We start from the raw sequence: 19,916 nt of genomic DNA, 5'->3' as shown, positions 1-19,916 counted from the left end.
CGCTCAGGCGGGTTTTTTATTGTCTGGAGAAAATATGTCAGCAGGAACATTAGTCCTGACGAACAACTCTGATGTTGTTTCCGGCGCAGGAACGGCATTCAGCACTGAGCTGGTGGCCGGTGATTTTATCGTGGTTACGGTCGGAGGCATCACCTACACACTGCCTGTTAAGTCGGTCGACAGTGACACGCAGATAACGCTGATCAGTAAATACACCGGGCCAGCGCAAAGTGCGGTAGCGTGGAGCGCCGTTCCGCGTGAAACACAGAACCAGGTAACCGCTGCGCTGGTGGCACAAACTACGGAAGCCCTGCGCGGACTAAACTATGACAAAGCGAACTGGCAGGCGGTTTTCAGTGCCAGCGGAGATATCACGGTGATCCTTCCCGATGGCTCCACGTATACCGGGCCAAGCTGGAACAAGATTGCTGTATTGCTCAACAGCATTGATCCGGATGCGATACAGGCGCTGGCAGACCAGATTCATACGGATGCACAGCAAGTCGAGGAAGATCGTCTTGATGTTAATGCGAAATCCATGCAAGTAGCAACCGATGCCAGTACAGCCAGTTCTGCTGCAACAGCCGCAAACAATGCTAATACTGCCGCTCAGGTTGCAAAAGAAAATGCAGCACAGTCCGCCCAGGATGCCGAAGATGCACGTGCGGCCATCGGTGATCTACAGGCTGCGGTCGATGCAGTCAATGGGGTGGCGACGCTGCCACTTGGCCTACCATTCTGGTGGTTTAGCCGTTCCAACATACCCGCTGGTTGTGTTGCATACGATGGGCAGGAACTTGATCAGGCAACCTACCCAACGGTCTACGCCGCTATAGTTGCAGGTACGCTGCCGGTAGTGTCAGAAGCGATATGGCAATCCACGCCCGCTAAACGCAATTGTTTTACGCCTGGTTCCACGTCTGGAAAATTCCGGTGTCCGGATATGAACGGGGCGACCACCGGTAGCATTGCGCAGATTGCCCTGACTGGCGGCATTGCCTCACAGGAAGGTATTAAAAAAGGTGAGGCACCGAACATCAAAGGCTCTTTGGTTTCCTCTACAGGTGGCGGTGTATCAGCAACTGGCGCGCTGGTGCAAACCACCACTCCCGCATCGACAACAATCGCAGGTGGATCTGCGGCAACAATCCGAACGGGTGACATTAATTTCGACGCCAGTAAGTTCAATGCCGGTTATAGCGATGCTGCAACTGATTTCCATCCTGCCCGTGCGAACGGGGTGATTTGCGGGCAACTCTTCGGGCGTATTACCAATCCTGGCGATGTTGATGGTGCAACACTTGCCACCCGGATCGAAACTGTTAACACGAATTTACTCACCTCGGTTTCCTCGACGAACTCAAGGATCAGCTATGCCCTTGTCGATTTCGGTACCGTATCAGTAGGTACCCGCACTGTAAAAGCTAATCCATTTGGTAACAACACACCGGTTATATGCGTTGCAGAAATATACGGTAATGGGAAATGGGGGGAGGCCGGGTGGATTTATACCGCTGCGAACACAGTATATGGTGTTAATGGCGGTATGGTCGTCGGAGAAGGTCTGGTTGTTCAGACGGCAGCTAACTATTTGTGCGGCGACGGATATTCGGTTGGTGGTTTGATTGGAAACGGATTTGCTCCTACATCTGCACCCTGCAGAATGCATGTATTCAAGGTGACAGCATGATTATCTATGTTTACAAAGGCGACTATCGCTCTTTTGGTTTCTCACCTGAATTATGGAATGGTGAAGTGATCGAAGTTGAAGTTACGGATGATTTCCAGGGGGGCGGCAAACAATATATTCCTGAATCAGGGGAGTGGATCACTGACGCGGTTCTTCCTGTCGACCATATGGCGGAGGCGGAGTCATACCGAAGTTATCTTCTATCGAATGCGAATAAAATTACAGCAGACTGGCGTACAGATCTTGCTCTGGACATCATCGATGATGTTGATCGAGATAAGCTCATTGCATGGCAGAAGTACATCAAAGCGGTGAAAGCGGTGGATATCACAACTGCGCCGGAAATGATTTGGCCAGCCGCGCCAGGCTCATAATATTTTCATAACGTAACCTGTTATATCAGAAAGAAAACAGATCTATGGTGGGTTTAAGCTAAACGTAGCGGTATTGCTCTGCTGAGAAAAATTAACTACTGTATATAAAAACAGTATTAAGCGGGGCTACACTATGCAGTTCATCAAACCATCAAATTTTCCGCGCGCCGTCATTGCGCTACCGCTTTTCAGCGATCTCGTACAGTGTGGATTTCCGTCGCCAGCGGCGGATTATGTCGAGCAACGCATTGATTTGAATGAGCTATTAATCCATCATCCAAGCGCTACGTATTTTGTAAAGGCAGCTGGCGATTCAATGATCGAGGGTGGGATCAGCGATGGTGATCTCCTGGTGGTTGACAGCTCCCGGACCGCTCAGCATGGCGACATTGTGATAGCGGCTGTAGATGGTGAATTTACAGTTAAACGCCTTCAGCTCAGGCCAACCATTCAGCTCAACCCAATGAATTCGGCGTACAGCCCGATCAGGGTGACGAGCGAAGATACGCTGGACATTTTCGGTGTGGTGACTTTTATCGTTAAAGCGGCGAGCTGATTATGTTTGCGCTGTGCGATGTGAACTCGTTCTATGCGTCGTGCGAGACGGTATTCCGCCCGGACCTGAAAGGGCGTCCTGTTGTCGTTCTTTCGAACAATGACGGCTGTGTCATTGCGCGCAGCGCTGAAGCGAAGCCACTTGTCGTTATGGGTGAGCCTTACTTCAAGCAGAAAGAGGCGTTCAGGCGGCACGGCATAGTTGCGTTCAGCAGCAATTACGAGCTGTACGCGGATATGTCAAACCGCGTGATGACGACACTCGAGGAGATGAGCCCTCGCGTCGAAATATACTCAATCGATGAGGCATTTTGTGACGTGACCGGCGTTCGCAATTGCCGGGATTTAACCGACTTTGGGCGCGAGATACGCGCGACCGTGTTGAAGCGCACTCACCTGACTGTCGGCGTCGGCATAGCTCAGACCAAAACCCTGGCGAAGCTGGCCAACCACGCTGCAAAAAAATGGCAGAAGCAAACCGGGGGCGTTGTAGACCTGTCAAATGTTGACCGTCAGCGCCGTTTGTTGGCGATGGTGCCGGTGGAGGATGTCTGGGGTATTGGCAGGCGCATCAGCAAGAAGCTCAACGCTATGGGTATAAAAACTGCGCTGGAGCTTTCAGAGCAAAGCACCTGGATTATCCGGAAGCATTTTAATGTCGTGCTAGAGCGAACTGTGCGGGAACTGCGCGGGGAACCCTGCCTCGGACTGGAGGAGTTCGCACCGGCAAAGCAGGAGATCGTCTGCTCCCGCTCATTCGGGGGCCGCATCACTGACTATCACGAAATGCGCCAGGCCATATGCAGCTATGCTTCACGCGCTGCTGAAAAATTACGTGGTGAGCACCAGTATTGCCGGTTCATATCCGCTTTTGTCAAAACATCGCCCTTTGCACTTAACGAACCGTACTACGGCAACAGCGCATCGGTGAAGCTGTTAACGCCAACACAGGACAGCCGGGATATCATCGGCGCCGCAACGCGCTGTCTGGACAGCATCTGGAAAGACGGTCATCGATATCAGAAAGCAGGTGTTATGCTGGGCGACTTTTTCAGCCAGGGCGTGGCGCAACTTAATCTTTTTGACGATAACGCCCCACGCGCGAATAGCGAAAAACTGATGGCGGTACTGGATCAACTCAACGCAAAAGACGGGCGCGGAACGTTATATTTTGCAGGGCAGGGGATACAACCCCAGTGGCAGATGAAGCGTGACATGTTATCGCCGCGTTATACGACCCGATTCTCGGATCTGCTGGTGGTCAGGTGACTGGTTCGATTAACTCTGGTCCCTGATTTTTCGGATTCCCCACGGCGCGCGAAACCGCGTGCCAGATAAACTTGTCGGCAGACACTGCACCGTCAGCGATAATCTCTTCCGCTTCTTTCCCTCCGATCTCCTGCCGCATCCATTCCCGTGCTGCTTCCGGTGACAGCACCAGGGGGCGTCGGTCATGAATATCGACCAGGCCTTTATCTGCTGCTGATGTGACTATCAAAAACCCCTCATCCTCGTCGCCACGCTCGAACGGAGTGCTGCCGATCGCCGCCATGAATATAGGCTGGCCATCTTCCCGGTGAATGAAGTAGGGTTGTTTCTTGTCGCCTTCCTTCCGCCACTCGAACCAGCCGTCGGCAAAGCAGATAGCGCGGCCATGTTGCCATAGCGGCTTAAACATCCTGCTGGTGGCCGCAGTTTCTACCCGAGCGTTGATTAGTGGTGCCTTATCCCACCATCCCGGTGCATATGACCAGAGTACAGGATCAAGATAGAGTTGTTCGTCACGTTCACTTAGCAGCAAAACCTTTGTTCCCGGCGATACGTTGTAACGGCCAATGGGTTCCGGGTCGTAAGCAATGTTGCGATCAGCTTCATCGGCCAGGTATGCCAGGTACTCTTCACGGGTTTGGGCTTGTGCAAAACGTCCACACATAGAAACCTCCAGTCAGCAGACTGAAAGTATAGGATAGGGAGGAAAAACGGTGCGCACCTTTAAAACGTGATTTTAAAGGAGATCAGATTAAAAATGAGAAGCCCTTACGAGTAAAGGCAGGAAAATAAAATCTGGAAACGGCCTCGCAAAACGAGGGTAAATTGTCAGGAAGTTTTTTCTTCATTTTATCCAAGGAATTGTCGGGAAGATTCTGATAGACAAGCTTAAAAATATTGCCCAAGCTCTTTATCCGTAAGAACTTCAACGGGATAAATATCATGGACACGGTAGAGGAACTCAACGGAACGTATTTTTACGCGGGTAAATCTAACCTGACAGCGACAGAATTGTTTTTTATGGTTTTTTGTGAGAAAACCGTCGAGCAATTTGGTCTTGGGCTTCTGGATTTTAGCGCAGTTATTGCAGTGGTTTCAGGACGTAACGATCTTGAGACAAGACAGAAACCCAGTGATGCACTTAAAGGAACATCCTATGCGTCAAAAGGGGCGCGAGCCGTCTTCAAAAAAGCAAAATTTCCGTTTGGATTGTCGTTACCTACGTGGCTTGGCGGATACACGCCATGGACTGCCCGTAGGGTTATGGTCAGAAATATAGGAACCTTTGTGGGTCGTACTATACCACTGCTTGGAGTGCTCGTTTTGACAAACGACGTGTCGCAAATTGTTTACTGTACAATTCGGGACTACAACGCTATTGCAAGGGGTAACGATAAAATATGGTAAATGATATCGAGGCTCGTGTTTATGAGCTAATACGCCCCTTTGCCGGAACTTATGTATTTTCAAATAAGGAGGTTCCATTAACCCCGGAAACTGATCTGGATTCAGATTTAGGTATCGATGAGCTTGAAGCTGAAGATTTGATGAATCTGTTTTTTAAGGAATTTGGCGTTGACAGAAACAATTTTAAAATAACAACCTATTACCCGAATGTCCCGTTTTCCTTGAATTTCTTCAAAAAGAGGGAACCAGTACCTGTACCGAATTTCACGATAGGCATGTTGATTGAATCAGCTAAAGCAGGTCATTGGTTGTATGACTGATAACGCTTTCGGCGTTGTGAAACACGAAAATAATGGTGTTTCATCAGACCGTATGTAAGAGCGCGATGCGGCAGGGTGTCTGTTGTTCATGCCCGTTGAATCAAGGGTCAACGCTGGAATTTGACTACTGCACTGTGATGTAAATCGACAGGGCTTTACCTTCATTTCCCTTTCCAAAAACACAGGCATAAAAAAAAGCCGTAAGAGGCTGGTTTTCTTGGGTGATTTGGGGCGACACAAGAGGATTTGAACCTCCGACCACTGACACCCCATGATGATGCGCGCTATTTATGGTGTATGATCGTTAGAATTTCGCCGTAACTTTAGGTTCAGAGCGGGCATAAACTGTTGGTATATTAACTCATTAAAAGTTAGTAAGAGATTGATTTTAGGTTCTATGAAATAAACAGTTTATACCATCAAAAACTCGTAACAGCATGAATTAAAATGGTTTTAGATCGGTCTTGAAAACCGGCGACCCGAAAGGGTTCCAGAGTTCGAATCTCTGCGCTTCCGCCAGATTAAACAAGGGGTTACCGAAAGGTAACCCCTTTGTTTTTTTCTAAGGTGATGGGCGAGGGATGTTTATCTGGCCTGCAGCCTGCTCCTGGCATCAGTATCCCAGCATTACTCCAGTTGCTTCATATGTATTTCAGAAATTCTGGCCGTTTTGATCGCGCATATCGTTGTGCGTTACCTTAACCTCACTGGCAATCTGATGTCGTCAATTATCGTATGACAGTATAATGATATTTCCTAAGCATGAAGGCTGAAAAATATCATATTAGCTATTCTTCATTGTTAATTCAGCGTGCACAAAAAAATAAAGGTCGTTTGCCGATTGCAAATAGAAAACCACTATCACCTTGATTTTGAATAAAATAATTAATATATTTTTGTGGGTAGACATAAAAATCAGGCATGACCAGGGCAATGATGTCATCGGATAAGGTTTCAACATTTTTAACTTTGTTTACCATAGTCGATGTGAAGTTGTAGGTATCTCTGTTTTCTGTCCATGTATAAGAAACATCTCTGCGTATATTTCCCGCAGGGTGATTGTTTTTTATATAATTGCCACTAACAGCTACCACACCTCGGTGTTCTTTCAGATTATACATAAAATCTAATGTCAGATTAGCGTGAGTATCCTCATAAAAAACCACGAGCGAGGCAGTACATTTTTCCTCATTATAGTGTCGCGATATTAAAAATTGATAAAAATAGTCCACGGCTACACCGACGACAAAGAAAAAAAAGGAAAAGAAAATTATTTTCTTTCTAGTCACTATTGATTCCTCGGAAGTAAAGTGAAACGCATTCAGGTCCCGATGTCGTTAAAATGTTATTTTTGCAAATCAATGCAGTTAACGTGGGCGATGTTTTGGACATGGGAAAATATACCCAAGGGTAATTCTTGCAATTTAAACCTGACTCTAATATCAGTGACTTATATTTCTGATAGTTACTGCTACCGTCTAATGCGTCGTCTTTAGTATAGAAACTGCATCCGTTATCTTTTTCCATTAATGAGTAAGAATTAAGTAAGCCAGTACCACCGCTTAAATGTTTTGCAACGCTGTTTATAAATAGACCTATAGAAAAAGAAATAAGCATTACAATAATTGGCAGCTTATAGCGATGGGCGAATGCTATTTTTTTTAGGAATGATCTTTTATGAATTACACCAGGGCCATTCTCTTGGAGATCCAACTCCCCATCATGTAGATTCGCGGGGATATTGACCTCATCACTTCGCGCAGAAGGAATGTCATCTATGTTATTATGGTTTATTGTAATATTTTCCGCGTCAGACCGTTTGGCTATTTTAACGCTTCCGTCTATCTGAAAACCTTTTCTGGGGATGGTCGCAATTAATCTTCTATCCGTTTCTCCTACGGCGCGCAATCCTCGACGAACAATAGAAATATTCTGGTAAAGAGTATTTGTTGGTACGAGCATACCTTCCTCTTCCCAAACCTTTTTGAAGAAGTCCTGCTGGAGTACTATCTCCGGAGAAGCTTCCAAAAGGAGTAAGAGACAGCGGCTGGCAGGCGTTGTCAATGTTACGTTCATCTCTGGATTGCAGGCTGATGTCAGCTTTTTTGCATCCGGTCGGAATTCAATATTATCGTTGATAATCCAATACATATATCTATATACGCCACAGCCGGTGGCGATGTCCCTTTTTAGAATTACATCTTCTCTGATTAAAAGCGTTGGCTCTATTTATTTCATCATATCAATGGAATGTTTACCATTCTTTTTTACAATGATTTGTGTAGCATAACACAAATACTTAACACCGTGTAAAACCAGGCTTTTATATAAGTAAGCAAGCGTTCTTCCTTGAGGGCAGAAATCGATGCATGAAAATAGATAGGTTAATACATATACAAAAAATGAATTCGTAATGCCTATTCATTGATGGGTATTATACAAAATTACTTTTACAGCGTTAATTATTTACATACGTCTGTGACCTTTATAAAACGATCGTCATAAATAATGAATATATTTGCTGAGGTTTCGAGCCGCTTCTTCTGAAGAACATCTCCGGGACGCATATACCACGTATCACTCTCATCCTCTGTCGCTTCACAATTTGGTTTTATGAGTAACCTGAACCAGGTGTTACCACTATTTTTAAACAAACCAGCCTGTCGATCATATACCCATCTGAAATCAACGTTGCGGGGACGAACGACCAAAATTGTATCGATTACAATGACAGGTATTATACTGACGTTCCCATTGTTGTTACTGAAATTTGTCCGGTTTTGTAAGGGGATTTCCTCAAATGCAATACGATAGTAACGCTCGGTATTATCTTTAGGACCATTGAAAAAAAATTTAAAAAAATCTCCTTCGCCGGGTTGCAGTGTTATTTGTCGAGGAGAGAATAGCAGTTGTCCGTCTACTGGCTGAATTTTATTTTCATGCGGCCCCGGGGTATCTATGGGTACAGCAGCTACACGATAAAGACGCGTCGCTTTATTATTATTTATAACATACTTAGTCACCATCCTGCTTGCGGGGGGCATTGAAAAGGTCAGACTACCGACATAAATAGCCTGGGAATAGGTGCTTATTGAGAGTGCGACCGCAATACCTATAAGTTGTCTGGTTTTAAGGAACATTTTTCCACGTTGCCTTTATTCGAATTTCACCGGATGCACTGACATCACCATACCACCCCGTTTGGTTTACCGTGTTTAACGATTCTGGGGAATCCATGGCTATGGAAAACTTTACATTTGATTTATTCATAACACCTGACACCCCAGTTGTGTCTGTCCAGGGAGTTGTAATCCACAGAGCATCAGTTATATCTCGCCATTGACCGTCACAACCTACATCATAAGTTTTATCGACCCCTCCTTTTGTTGTAAAGATCAGTGAAGCAGGGAAAGGCACATGCATAAGGCCATCATCGGAACTAAAAATGCACCACGGACGGCCATTAATATTTTGCGTTGGGCCGGTTATTTGTACCATGACTTCATCCGCTGCTGTTTTACCGTTGGTTGTAACAATATAATCAAAATCAAGGGCAGGTTTAGCTCTTCCTACCGCTCCGGTACGATGGGGATTAATCATATAATCTTTAGATATAATGCTAACGCTGAAGTCGCGAGGTTTAATAACCATTTGCGCAGAAGGCGAAAATTCATACCAACCTGACTCTGGGGCCGTGATGTTCTGAACCCGAAAATTGAATAAGTCATGTGTGTTAGTATCGCTTATTCCCAGATTAACCATCGTTTTGAAAAAATTACCCGATAAAAAAATATAGAGAGAATCTCTACCTTTCATGTCATTAAATGAATAATAATTGGTTATACCACTAACATTTTTCCAGGATCTTCCATCAATACTAAATTGCATGTCTCCGGATTTGATTGTTGCTGCCAGCGTAGGATGGTTGATGGCCGGGAAAATACGAATTGAACTATTATTAAGACCATTGTGATTTAGGGTGTAACTCATCATTTTGCATGTTACCCCTGTATTTCCCCCAAGGACCTGAATATTACATCCGGAGTTGCCTTCTCCTAATGTTGGACGACCATCACTGTCTATAAAAACCTCTGATAACGCGTTTGTATTGTATAACTTCAAATGCGCTGCTTTGGTATAGGATACTTTTCGCACGTACCAATAGCCGGACCCCATATATCGGCAGCGTTGACCAGCAATCGCGTTATAATTCTCCCGGGTCTGGCAGGTATTTATTGTCATGGTAAAATTACTACCAACCGGAGTGGCATTGAGATATTGGTAAAACTGATCGGACATCATTCCATGCATCCATTTTGCATCGCCAGTCGGTACGATAACACCATAAAATCCTTTAGCATCGGTGGCTTGAGGCGGAATCATACTCGTATTCATATCGCAACCTGAATACCAGTTAATACAACGTAACCCTCGGAGTGGCTGTGAGACGGGGCTATTGTCTAACCACATATCAAATCTCCAGTTCCCTAGCAGCAGTGTGTTATAGCCATTATCGATATATCCAAGACTCTCCTGGTATTTCGTCCCCGAACCTGAATACTTTAAGCCAGTCCAACGATTCGAACCGGTCATGCGAGGATCCAATACCCCCCCAGGAGTCACAAAAAAATTGTCGTCTGTGTCATTTTCGATAAATACATACTCACGTGTTGGCGCGTCTCCCCATACTGTTTTGGTCACAGCCGGATAGCATGGGGTTGCCAGCAAGCAACTAAGGCATAAAAAAATAAGATAAATCCCGCTAATCTTCATGGAGAATCCCTGCAGAAAGGGTCGCGGTATACGTTTTTAAACCCTGACAGACGATATCACCAACCCAAATTGCGCCACGCGCGTGTTGGATATCCAGAGATGCTTCACAACTTTTATTTTTTCTGTAAATAAAATCTATGTCTGGATAATTTTTATCAATATCAATAATAAATTCACCATTACTGTCGGTTGTTGTTTTACCAATGTGATTATTGATTTGAACATGAGTAAGCAATGTTCCATCTTCCGCACGCATGCGGCCGAAAACAGTAACCATTTGCCTGACTGATGGGCGAATCAATACAAGATTACCGGGATAAAGCGTGAGCGCGGTTTTTCTGTCACTCACAATATCGTAACTATCTAGCGAGTCTTTACTATTATTGATTTCGACGTCGTAGCGATTGTAAGGCTCAAGAGGGATATAGTTTTGTTTACCGCTTAACTGAAAAGTACGGCCATTAATCCTTGCTGTAAGTTTTCCTTCATCATTAACGTCAGTGTTGAAAATTACACCCGCATTACCTTCGCTATTACCGCTTGCAGCAATATGTTTTCCGACCCAGCCGATACTTCCACTGGCTGTCAGGTTGGTATTGATATATCCATCCATCCCACTATTGATATTTAATGTTCCCGATGAATAACGGGTTTCATATTTTGTCCATGCTCCACCACTGAATGTATCGTTATCTTCACTTGTCCCCGATATAACGCGAGAAAGATTCGCCCCAACAGTACGAATAACGCTGCCCTGAAAGTATTTTTGTGCGGACAGATTAGCGATGGTACTGCCATTTTGGTGTGTTAAACCCGTTCTAAGCCAGCCACCCAACGGCAGGGTAAAATCAAGTCCGATATATTTCTCCGTACGGATACGATTACCGTTGTACCCGCTTTCGTACCGTTGTATTCCTGCGCGCATCCCTAAAGAGCCATACTTACCGTTATAGAGCGACTGAGTATAATCAGAAGTGAAGTAATGACTTCGATAGCGGCGGTCGTCGTTATAGCTACCGCTTATTGTGCCCAGGAGGGGCCATATGGCATTCAGATTCAATGATGCACCGATTGCCCGATTATCTGATCCATTGCGGCGTAACCTATTGCCAATAATGGCTTTATCCTGACTGAACCAGACGGAACTAAATCCCCCCGGGAGTGTGGCACTCAGGCTACTGGTGCTGCTCCAGGAGCGATCGGTGGACAACATGTTTTGCATACTTAATGTCATATAACTGGCAATGGGCCAGGAGAGTTGTGCCTCGCCAATAGTAAGTGCGTTATAGTTATATCCCGTGGCCATCCAACTAAAGCTTTCAACTCCACCTGCTGCGGACAACCCCATAAGAACCGTTTTTTTTGCCCGCAGTTTCTCCCCATTTTCCGTACTCCAGGCATTCATCTGCATATTCCCACCCCAAATTTGCCACCCAACAGGCATACCGGCCCCCCGGGTGTGTGCGAAAAATTTGTTTATGCGCTGGATGGTTTTACTGACCGTTTGACCATTAACAATTACTTCGGTACTGATGTCATAAATACCGTATGGCAATCCCCGGGTATCTACTTCATGACTACCCATGCCGAAGTTTTGTACACTGAGTAATTTCCCATCCCGGGATAAATGAACTTCTCCAGCTGAAGGAAGAAACACGATGACAGGCAGGGTGGAATATGATGAATCGAAGACTGTTGAGTTCGCATTGTTTCCCCATGAAATACCATAAATTTTCCCCGAAGTGATTGCAGTTATTGGACCCAGCGATTGCATATTCCATGTGTCTAACATTCCACCCGCAAAACGATAACCCGCAAAGTCACGTTCATACATAGCCTTGTATATTTCTTTTTGTTGCCTGTTTGTCCCGATGCCGTAAAGTGTTCCATCAATTGCAATATGGTGTTCACGTAAAGCAGTGACGTTATTCATCGAAAGATAACTGGACGTATTATTCTTTCCATCTCTCATTTGGTTATTATAAATGCCAAGATTATAGCTTATTGTATGGCTGATGTTTTCCCCGCTGGATTTACCAATGTCATCGCTGCGAGAAAGTAAGTGGGTTTGTAATGCTTGCTGACGGACAATAAGTTGTAGTGTGAGTCGCTGGAAATTCAAGTATAATCTTGCATTCTGACTCAGCCGGATAACAAAGTTCTGGTCAAATGCCGTTTGTTTAAGTGTGGATAGCTCGTGACGTGTTTTTTCATTTATCGATGCATTATTATCACGCTCTTCAAGGGTGACGTGATGCACATGGATCGCATTATTGATAAGTAATATAGAAACAGTCCCGATACGTTGATCGTCCTGGTTATTCTGCACGCCATCCAGGTGCAGGAAAAGTGGTATAGTCATTCCATCACGCAATGCGCTATCAAATGCTTTTGGTATGATAACGCCGCCAATTTGACTGATATGAGATGTGACGGCAAAAGTGCTGTTTGAAACAGTAAAGAGCACAATACCTAAAGTATTTAGAATTTTTTGGAGATGATTATAAAGCATACACAAATATGATGACTCCACGATAAAATAATTATTTTATGGGGATAAAGTGCTCGGCTTGCCAAAAAGCAATGTGTCCGTTGGGATTTGATACATCAACATGTGTGAATACTCGTGATTTTCCGGGCATCAGGAAGTAGTTTTCCTTACATTCGCGGCTTCGTTGTGTTAGGCATGGGCCATATGCAATGAGTCGGAGTGTGGCGTTACCTGTATTTAATATCTTACCCGGTGTGTACTGATAGTCATATTTCACTTTACGTGGCGCTACGACCAAAATTGTACTGATACGGGCAGATACTGTTGCGATAGCATTCCGTGATGAGTTATTTCTTTGTCCCTCACTTAGTGCTTGATCAAGCCATGTTATTCGGTAATACCTTTCTCGGTTATCTTCGGGGCCATTGTAATAAAAACGGATGATTTCATTGCTCTTTGCAGGTAATAATAAACTGCCGGGAGTAAATAAAAGTTCATTTTTGCTATCCATTGGAATAGTTTCCCCATTATCAAGCGGTGAGGTTATTCTATCTACATGAATATTAATGAATCGCCCTGAAGTGGTAGTGTTTTTAATCTCTTTACTTATCATCGAATCGTTACTATGCATGAATGATGAGATATCACCAACATCAAGCGCTGATACGGGAAACGTACTGATTAGAAGACTCCATACTAACAAAATAGTCTTTTCCATTGGCATACCATTAAATAAGCAGGGCGGTTCACCGCTCCTGCTTTAGATAAAAAAATCAGCTGGTCCAGGTTGTATCGAATTGAACACTGACGTCACCACTCCAGATCCCCTCAGGAAGTTGGCTGAAATCAGAGGCTTGTGTGGAACCATCTACTGTGCCGTTAATAATTGAGAATGTGAAGCTATCCTGCGCTGCTGTGCGGCCTGGGGTATTGTAACCGTTACCCAGAGGACTTAAATTCCCGCCAAGGATACCGCTAGCTGTATCAATCATCACAGTATCGCTACTTTTAGATAAAGTTGTTCCCAAATAACTTACGCCGACATCGAGTGTGGAGCCTGAACCGTTGAGTTGTGTTAGCGTATTTGCAAGTAGTCTCGAGGTGAGTTTAAATGCTGTTGTTTGAGGCTCACCTTCCAACGCGACGTCAAATAAACCTTTCTGTGAACCAAAACCACCGATGCCTTGAGCATATTGGAAGGATAAGCTGCCTAGAGGTGTTACGATCAGTTTGCTTGATGTATCTTTTTTTGCTGTTGCGGACCAGGTCGCAACGGCCTGAGCCGTAACTCCGGCCTGAACACTTCCGGTTGTAAATGTCGCCATCAGTGCAAAAATAAATGCAGTCTTTTTCATATTAATTAACCACCATGTTGAAGGCCAATTTATATTGGCGAAATCCCATGTGGACAACCATGGGTGTTTTGCAAGGTTGAGCATTCAATTGTTCCAGCCTGTTAAGATCGTATGTATATAGATACGGTGATTAAGTATTAACTCCTGAGCCCATGATAGTTCAGAATTAGCATTGGTATTTACATATTCATACTGCGAAAATGTCTATCGACAAATAAGACATTAATCCTTTTTCGGACCATTCATTTGCATGCTTAAGACTAGCAGTGGTCGTCCTTTCCGGTTAGTAAAAAAATATAATGACGAAAAAAAATAAGTTACATTACACGTGTGTTAATTGGAAAGTCCGGAACAATCAACTGGTTATGCCTTTTTTTAACTTTTATCTAACATTTATGTTGTGTGACAGGATAGATGATGTGTTTTTTTAAGAGCTATAGAGGTGGTTTTTACCCGGTTTGCAATCAAATATTTCAGTGAAAATAGAAAATTATAAGGAAAATATTGATAATTTTAGATTGGGAAGTGCTTGTGCCTACATGGCGAAAAGAATAGGGAAGAGAGCAAAATAAGAACTGTCCATCGTATTGCCAACAAATTTGTGGCAGATATCTGCGGAGTGGGTGGTCAGAGGGAGAGTTACGTGAAAAATGAAACGCATGACATTGGACAATGTGTTTTATTTATTAAGCAGGATGTGATTGAAAACGTAAAGCGGTATGGTTTATTGAAAAGAACTGGCTTTATCTCTAATTCAAAATACTTAATAAAAATTATTTAACTGATATGTTTTGTAGCTTCGCCTCGTTTTTGTTATTCCTTGTAGGAGGTATGATAGTCATCAAATGGCAAGGCGCAATGTGCTTTCCCGCCTGGATTAGTGAACAGTCTCGTATCAGTCAGGTTAATGCCTCCGTTTGTACTGTAATGTGTAACAGGCGGAGGCAGAATGATTGCAGACGGTGAGTTATAAATTACAACCCAGTTGTTCAGCTTTGGAGCGCGACGGAAGTCGGGTGCAGGAATCTTCAAGGAGTTTTTCCCGGATAAGAAGAAGATCATTAATTTTCTTTCCGCCAAGTTTTTTACATGCTCTGGTGCGATAAGCGTACACTTTTTTGGGTGACAAGTTTAAGGCATTAGCAATTAAGTTAATGCTGCTTCCTTTTAGTGACTCATTCAGAATGATGTTTTCGATGTCACTAAGCATGCTACTGGTTGTTCTGTATTTTTTCTCTTTTTTGATTGTGAAATTAATGGCTTCAATGATGCTGGATAATGATTCTCTTGATTTTATAACATTATCGGCATCGCCGATCACTATATCCCTCGTGCCTTCCAATAATACTAACAATTTGCTTTTTTGATTTATTGATGATATCGCTCTCGCGTAATAACTATTTTTGACATCGACATGGAGAATTACCATATCATCACAGGTTAATTCTTCTACGTGAAAATTGTTCAGATCATATGCAATTGTTTTCCACCCTTTTAATTTTGCCAATGCAACAACTCCATACCGCAAATAAATGTTACTGCTCATTATATAAATATTCATGTCTTCCCTGGCTGTGTGATTTTATGTAATGGAGTATGTAATTGTAAGGTGTTCGACGGGCAACTCTGAAATTAAATTATCTTAAATGCGTAGGCAAAACATGCAAATGCTACAAAAACAATGGTTATTTCTACCACACGTTAATTGACATGTTTTGTGTTGATCATCAGTCAATGAAACACTTTATCTTTTCGCCATCACCGATCTTAAACACCTTATATGCATACCGGCTTAACATTTAAGGTAAGTGACTAACACACGCAAAAGCGCAGCGATAACATATGTGTAAACCCCAAAACGAATAACAGGTCTGTTAATGACTTTCGTTTGTGCTGTTTCTGCTACGTCTATTTTATAAGGTCTATACTTCATTCATGCATAGAGATGCTCACTCAAGATTTGGTTTTTAATTCTGTGTTATGTTTACTTTTTGACTTTTAAACCTGCGTAGCCTCTTATTGATAGATTTTTATTTGACCTGCCAGTGAGCCACGGAAAACGTTCGCTATCGCTGGCATCGTTTTACATGCTGACTGCTATCGACAGCCCATGTTCAGACGCTAGCCCAAACCAGAGGTATTTTTACTGTAGAGGTTTGAATGATGGAGACTTATATTAAAACAATGAAAGGTGAGTGGGAGGATTTACTCGGTCAGACAGACTTCCATATACGCCGCATGGCTGCAGAACTGGCCAAAGCTCATGCGCACGAACTGAGTATTGCCTTCTATCGCATCGTCCTTGCCGACGCGCACGCCGAGGAGTTTCTGTCAAACGAGCAGGTAGAAAAACAACTCAAGCATGCCCTCGAATTGTGGATCGTTGAGGTTTTGTCGTGCCAGGTAGAGGATATCGATCGTCAGATACAGGTTCAACAACATGTTGCCGAGATCCATGCGCGCATTGGTATTCCGGTTGAACTTGTTGAGATGGGATTTCGCGTACTCAAAAAACTGCTCTATCCGTTTATTATTGCCTCGTCATGCAGCGCACAAGAAAAGCTGGAACTCTATCATTATTCTATCAACAGTATTGATCTGGCGATGGAGATTATGTCACGGGCGTTTTCATTTACTGAAAGTAGTTCCGCAAAAGAGGATGAAAACTACCGCATATTCTCTCTGCTGGAGAATGCTGAAGAGGAGAAGGAGCGTCAGATCGCGGCGTTGCTGGCGTGGGAAATGGATATGATTTACAAAGTGTTGTTGGATTCTGACTTAGGTAATAGCCTGCCACTAAGCCAGTCGGATTTTGGACTTTGGTTTAATCACAAGGGACGCCATTATTTTAGCGGTATCGCCGAAGTTGGGCATATTTCAAGGCTATTACAGGATCTTGATGAACTGTTTCGTAATATTGGTATGACACCAAAAGCGCTTCGCAACAAACCTATGCGAATTAAGTTTTTGATGCAAATAAGGAATACGCTTGCGCAAATTAATTCATTGTTGCGGGAGTTATTTGATGAAGTGTCTCGTCATGAAGTCGGTATGGATGTCTTAACGAAGTTACTGAACCGTCGATTTTTGCCCACTATTTTCAAACGGGAGATTTCGCAAGCCAATCGCGCTGGCTCACCGTTGTCGGTGCTAATTATTGATGTGGATAAATTCAAACAGATTAATGACACATGGGGGCATATTGTGGGTGATGAAATCCTGCGCAAAGTATCAAATGCCTTTTATGATAACGTTCGGAGTTGTGATTATGTTTTCCGCTATGGCGGCGATGAGTTTGTCATTGTATTAACTGAAGCATCCGAAGTTGACACTCTGCGTATTGCTGAACGTATCCGCACACGCGTGGAGAAAACAAATATCAAGTCGCCCACTGGCGAGAATATTGCACTTTCGTTATCTATTGGCGCGGCGATGTTCAGCGGACATCCTGACTATGAGCGGTTGATCCAGGCTGCGGACGAAGCCCTGTACATTGCCAAAAAAAGGGGACGGAATTGTGTTGAGTTGTGGAAAGCTGCACCCTAAGTATTGTCTCCGTTTTTTCAACGAGCCGCGCGTGGCGGCTCCTTTTGCAACTACAGACTGCCTGTGCCGCCATCCACTAACAACTCGGTCCCGACCACATAACTGGACTCATCGGATGCCAGGAAAAGCGCGGCTTGCGCCAGCTCTGTTGGTGTGCCCAGTCTGCCGAGCGGCACCAACGCGTTAATATCGCTTTGCAGCGCCTGTTGCGCTGGGCCGCTTAACCCAAGTTTATTCATCGCCGGCGTTTCCACCGGGCCCGGGCTCAGCCCGTTAACGCGCACACCACGTGATAACAGTTCCCCTGAGAGCGTTCTGGCAAGTGAAAGTAATGCGGCTTTGCTCGCCGCGTACACGCTGCTGGCTGGCAGCCCGATGCGTGCGCTGACAGAGCCGCACAGAATCACCGATGACGGATTATGCAGCAACGGCAATAGTGCCTGGATCAGAAAATAAGGGCCTTTCAGATTGGTATCCATCAATTGATCCCAGTTTTCTTCACGCCACTCCTCAAGCAAACCGTGGGAGACATCCCCGGCATTAATATACACCACGTCCACTCGAGGCCAGCGTGTGGCGAGCGCTGTGGCAAGCTGGCGCTGCTCATCGGTTCGCCCGGCATCGGAGGCAATCACCCACGCGTCTGGCCCTAACATCGCCTGTGCCTGCGCCAACGTAGTTGGGTTGCGCCCGGTGATCGCAACTTGCGCCCCCTCGGCAATAAATGTCTGCGCCGTGGCCAGTCCAATGCCGGTGGTTCCACCCGTGATCAACGCATATTTACCTGCTAAACGGCCCATTTTTTCCTCCTCATCTTTGACTTGAGAAGGCACTATAAAGTCGTTAGTATCTTTTGAATACAAGGTACCAAATGGATACTAAAGAGGCGGGAGGTGCGCTATGGCGGAACCAGCGGTAGGGGGGCCGGAAAAAAATAATGCGACAGAACCCTGTCCGATGACGGATTTTGTCAGCCTGATTTCGGGAAAATGGGCGATCCCGATCCTTTATCGCTTGATTGTCCTGAACACGCCGGTGCGTTTTAGCGATCTGCAACGGGCAGTGTCCCCGATTACGCAAAAAGAGCTGACGCGCCAGCTACGTTTGTTTGAACAGCGCGGGCTGGTGTCGCGTCAGGTCTATGCGGAAGTGCCGCCGCGCGTGGAATATTGCATTACGCCGCTGGGATCAACCTTGCGAAGCGCACTGGATCCGCTGGCGGAGTGGATGCGCAGTCACGGCGGCGCGTTAAAACGTTAACGGTGGGTGTAGCGGGACGCTGGTTTACCATTGCGTGCAGCGCTGAATAGCGCCAGTCGAGCCGCTTCCCACTCCTCCCATAACTGCACATTTTCTACAGGCGGTATGGTCACGGGTTCACCAAGATCCAGCCCCGCCAGTGCGGCATCCACTAAATCTTCCGTGGTCATCACCGAACCTTCCGGCAAAGCATCCAGCGTAATACCGGAATGGCCCCAAATTTCTGTGGCTGTTGCCGCAGGCAGTACTGCCTGAATGCGAATGTTGCTGTCGGCGAACTCTTCCTGTAAACCGCGGGTGAAATTCAGCACCCAGGCTTTGGTTGCACTGTACACGGCGCTGCCTGCACGGGCATGGAATGCTACTACTGACGCAATATTGATTAGGGTCCCACGATTGTTCTCAACAAAGCGGGGCAACACCGCCAGCGTCAGGCGCATCAGTGCGGTCGTATTCAGTGTATTGATGGCTTCATGTTGTTGTGCCGTGCTGCTGAGGAATGGTGAGAGCGCTGCTGCTCCGGCATTGTTAACCAGCACCGCAATTGACGCATCTTCCTGGAGTACCGTTTCAACGCGCTGAATACCCTCAGGCTGGCTAAGGTCGGCTACCATGGTCCGGGCTTCGATACCGTAACGTTTTTGTAGATCCGCGGCCAGTGAGTTCAGTCGGTCTTCGCGGCGAGCGACCAGCAGCAGGTTGTAGCCTCGGGCAGCAAGACGGTCTGCATAAACAGCGCCAATGCCAGAAGATGCGCCAGTGATAAGTGCGGTAGTGGTCATGTTCGTTTCCTCTCACAAAGTGGTTTTATAATGAAACTATATTCAGCATGCGGCATTTGGTTTTATTATGCAACCAAATAGAGGGCAAAAAATG

19 protein-coding genes are annotated in these 19,916 nt (G+C 45.2%); 8 read left to right on the top strand and 11 right to left on the bottom strand.

All coding sequences use genetic code 11. From position 1 onward, the window contains the following. Positions 1-34 precede the first annotated feature (34 nt). From O9K67_RS15600 to O9K67_RS15585, 4 genes are all read left to right on the top strand, one after another. Positions 35-1,690, top strand: coding sequence for a hypothetical protein (locus tag O9K67_RS15600; RefSeq protein ID WP_061494770.1), 1,656 nt, complete (start codon positions 35-37; stop codon positions 1,688-1,690). Next, the gene (locus O9K67_RS15595) at positions 1,687-2,064 is read left to right on the top strand and encodes a tail fiber assembly protein (RefSeq protein WP_061494771.1); all 378 of its coding nucleotides are present in this window, start codon (positions 1,687-1,689) and stop codon (positions 2,062-2,064) included. Before O9K67_RS15600 ends, O9K67_RS15595 begins: the two co-directional genes overlap by 4 nt. A 133-nt stretch (positions 2,065-2,197) precedes the next feature. Continuing rightward, positions 2,198-2,620, top strand: coding sequence for a translesion error-prone DNA polymerase V autoproteolytic subunit (locus tag O9K67_RS15590; protein WP_061494772.1), 423 nt, complete (start codon positions 2,198-2,200; stop codon positions 2,618-2,620). A 2-nt stretch (positions 2,621-2,622) separates the two neighbouring features. Then, positions 2,623-3,888 carry a Y-family DNA polymerase gene (locus O9K67_RS15585; RefSeq protein WP_061494773.1) on the top strand — a complete coding sequence of 422 codons (1,266 nt, stop codon included), beginning with the start codon at positions 2,623-2,625 and terminating at the stop codon, positions 3,886-3,888. Here the strand turns inward: O9K67_RS15585 and O9K67_RS15580 are convergent. Continuing rightward, a complete protein-coding gene (locus O9K67_RS15580; RefSeq protein ID WP_061494774.1) occupies positions 3,881-4,552 on the bottom strand; it encodes an SOS response-associated peptidase in 672 nt (223 codons plus the stop codon). The genes O9K67_RS15585 and O9K67_RS15580 overlap by 8 nt on opposite strands. 278 nt (positions 4,553-4,830) lie before the next feature. On the opposite strand from O9K67_RS15580, the gene O9K67_RS15575 reads away from it, so the two are divergent. After that, complete coding sequence (locus O9K67_RS15575) at positions 4,831-5,295, top strand: STM2901 family protein (RefSeq protein ID WP_061494776.1); 465 nt, start codon at positions 4,831-4,833, stop codon at positions 5,293-5,295. Then, entirely contained in the window at positions 5,289-5,615 is a 327-nt protein-coding gene (locus O9K67_RS15570; RefSeq protein ID WP_061494777.1) for a DUF1493 family protein, read from the top strand. The genes O9K67_RS15575 and O9K67_RS15570 overlap by 7 nt, the downstream gene beginning before the upstream one ends. Positions 5,616-6,421: 806 nt before the next feature. Here the strand turns inward: O9K67_RS15570 and O9K67_RS15565 are convergent. From O9K67_RS15565 to O9K67_RS15530, 8 genes are all read right to left on the bottom strand, one after another. Continuing rightward, entirely contained in the window at positions 6,422-6,847 is a 426-nt protein-coding gene (locus O9K67_RS15565) for a hypothetical protein (protein WP_408612877.1), read from the bottom strand. Between the two features lie 49 nt (positions 6,848-6,896). Next, complete coding sequence (locus O9K67_RS15560) at positions 6,897-7,766, bottom strand: winged helix-turn-helix domain-containing protein (protein WP_061494778.1); 870 nt, start codon at positions 7,764-7,766, stop codon at positions 6,897-6,899. 311 nt (positions 7,767-8,077) lie between these two features. Then, complete coding sequence (locus O9K67_RS15555; RefSeq protein ID WP_061494779.1) at positions 8,078-8,755, bottom strand: fimbrial biogenesis chaperone; 678 nt, start codon at positions 8,753-8,755, stop codon at positions 8,078-8,080. Beyond that, a complete protein-coding gene (ecpD, locus tag O9K67_RS15550) occupies positions 8,745-10,388 on the bottom strand; it encodes a fimbrial adhesin EcpD (protein WP_061494780.1) in 1,644 nt (547 codons plus the stop codon). Before ecpD ends, O9K67_RS15555 begins: the two co-directional genes overlap by 11 nt. Further along, positions 10,378-12,900 (bottom strand): CS1-pili formation C-terminal domain-containing protein, encoded by a 2,523-nt coding sequence (locus O9K67_RS15545; RefSeq protein ID WP_061494781.1) that lies wholly within the window; start codon positions 12,898-12,900, stop codon positions 10,378-10,380. The genes ecpD and O9K67_RS15545 overlap by 11 nt, the downstream gene beginning before the upstream one ends. Positions 12,901-12,931: 31 nt before the next feature. After that, complete coding sequence (locus O9K67_RS15540) at positions 12,932-13,597, bottom strand: EcpB family pilus assembly chaperone (protein ID WP_071889984.1); 666 nt, start codon at positions 13,595-13,597, stop codon at positions 12,932-12,934. A 55-nt stretch (positions 13,598-13,652) separates the two neighbouring features. After that, the gene (ecpA, locus tag O9K67_RS15535) at positions 13,653-14,234 is read right to left on the bottom strand and encodes a common pilus major fimbrillin subunit EcpA (protein WP_061499962.1); all 582 of its coding nucleotides are present in this window, start codon (positions 14,232-14,234) and stop codon (positions 13,653-13,655) included. A 967-nt stretch (positions 14,235-15,201) separates the two neighbouring features. Further along, entirely contained in the window at positions 15,202-15,780 is a 579-nt protein-coding gene (locus O9K67_RS15530) for a LuxR C-terminal-related transcriptional regulator (protein WP_271044604.1), read from the bottom strand. A gap of 617 nt (positions 15,781-16,397) precedes the next feature. Here O9K67_RS15530 and O9K67_RS15525 point away from each other — a divergent pair. Beyond that, positions 16,398-17,780, top strand: coding sequence for a diguanylate cyclase (locus O9K67_RS15525; protein ID WP_061494783.1), 1,383 nt, complete (start codon positions 16,398-16,400; stop codon positions 17,778-17,780). Between the two features lie 50 nt (positions 17,781-17,830). On the opposite strand, the gene O9K67_RS15520 is transcribed toward O9K67_RS15525, so the two are convergent. Next, the gene (locus tag O9K67_RS15520) at positions 17,831-18,580 is read right to left on the bottom strand and encodes an SDR family oxidoreductase (RefSeq protein WP_061494784.1); all 750 of its coding nucleotides are present in this window, start codon (positions 18,578-18,580) and stop codon (positions 17,831-17,833) included. Between the two features lie 100 nt (positions 18,581-18,680). On the opposite strand from O9K67_RS15520, the gene O9K67_RS15515 reads away from it, so the two are divergent. Then, positions 18,681-19,040 (top strand): winged helix-turn-helix transcriptional regulator, encoded by a 360-nt coding sequence (locus O9K67_RS15515; RefSeq protein ID WP_061494785.1) that lies wholly within the window; start codon positions 18,681-18,683, stop codon positions 19,038-19,040. Here O9K67_RS15515 and O9K67_RS15510 read toward each other — a convergent pair. After that, positions 19,037-19,822, bottom strand: coding sequence for an SDR family NAD(P)-dependent oxidoreductase (locus O9K67_RS15510; RefSeq protein ID WP_061494786.1), 786 nt, complete (start codon positions 19,820-19,822; stop codon positions 19,037-19,039). The genes O9K67_RS15515 and O9K67_RS15510 overlap by 4 nt on opposite strands. Positions 19,823-19,916: the final 94 nt, after the last annotated feature.

Source organism: Kosakonia oryzendophytica (assembly GCF_027886705.1).
Lineage (GTDB): Bacteria > Pseudomonadota > Gammaproteobacteria > Enterobacterales > Enterobacteriaceae > Kosakonia > Kosakonia oryzendophytica.
This window is presented reverse-complemented; position numbering and strand designations above follow the sequence as displayed.

What these genes read in the sequence shown, in the direction of transcription:
- O9K67_RS15570 (WP_061494777.1), top strand. Translation starts at nt 5,289, where the DNA reads ATGGTAAATGATATCGAGGCTCGTGTTTATGAGCTAATACGCCCCTTT.
- O9K67_RS15510 (WP_061494786.1), bottom strand. Translation starts at nt 19,822, where the DNA reads ATGACCACTACCGCACTTATCACTGGCGCATCTTCTGGCATTGGCGCT.
- O9K67_RS15595 (WP_061494771.1), top strand. Translation starts at nt 1,687, where the DNA reads ATGATTATCTATGTTTACAAAGGCGACTATCGCTCTTTTGGTTTCTCA.
- O9K67_RS15600 (WP_061494770.1), top strand. Translation starts at nt 35, where the DNA reads ATGTCAGCAGGAACATTAGTCCTGACGAACAACTCTGATGTTGTTTCC.
- ecpA (WP_061499962.1), bottom strand. Translation starts at nt 14,234, where the DNA reads ATGAAAAAGACTGCATTTATTTTTGCACTGATGGCGACATTTACAACC.
- O9K67_RS15585 (WP_061494773.1), top strand. Translation starts at nt 2,623, where the DNA reads ATGTTTGCGCTGTGCGATGTGAACTCGTTCTATGCGTCGTGCGAGACG.
- O9K67_RS15580 (WP_061494774.1), bottom strand. Translation starts at nt 4,552, where the DNA reads ATGTGTGGACGTTTTGCACAAGCCCAAACCCGTGAAGAGTACCTGGCA.
- O9K67_RS15560 (WP_061494778.1), bottom strand. Translation starts at nt 7,766, where the DNA reads ATGTATTGGATTATCAACGATAATATTGAATTCCGACCGGATGCAAAA.
- ecpD (WP_061494780.1), bottom strand. Translation starts at nt 10,388, where the DNA reads ATGAAGATTAGCGGGATTTATCTTATTTTTTTATGCCTTAGTTGCTTG.
- O9K67_RS15555 (WP_061494779.1), bottom strand. Translation starts at nt 8,755, where the DNA reads ATGTTCCTTAAAACCAGACAACTTATAGGTATTGCGGTCGCACTCTCA.
- O9K67_RS15545 (WP_061494781.1), bottom strand. Translation starts at nt 12,900, where the DNA reads ATGCTTTATAATCATCTCCAAAAAATTCTAAATACTTTAGGTATTGTG.
- O9K67_RS15520 (WP_061494784.1), bottom strand. Translation starts at nt 18,580, where the DNA reads ATGGGCCGTTTAGCAGGTAAATATGCGTTGATCACGGGTGGAACCACC.
- O9K67_RS15540 (WP_071889984.1), bottom strand. Translation starts at nt 13,597, where the DNA reads ATGGAAAAGACTATTTTGTTAGTATGGAGTCTTCTAATCAGTACGTTT.
- O9K67_RS15575 (WP_061494776.1), top strand. Translation starts at nt 4,831, where the DNA reads ATGGACACGGTAGAGGAACTCAACGGAACGTATTTTTACGCGGGTAAA.
- O9K67_RS15590 (WP_061494772.1), top strand. Translation starts at nt 2,198, where the DNA reads ATGCAGTTCATCAAACCATCAAATTTTCCGCGCGCCGTCATTGCGCTA.
- O9K67_RS15515 (WP_061494785.1), top strand. Translation starts at nt 18,681, where the DNA reads ATGGCGGAACCAGCGGTAGGGGGGCCGGAAAAAAATAATGCGACAGAA.
- O9K67_RS15525 (WP_061494783.1), top strand. Translation starts at nt 16,398, where the DNA reads ATGGAGACTTATATTAAAACAATGAAAGGTGAGTGGGAGGATTTACTC.
- O9K67_RS15530 (WP_271044604.1), bottom strand. Translation starts at nt 15,780, where the DNA reads ATGAGCAGTAACATTTATTTGCGGTATGGAGTTGTTGCATTGGCAAAA.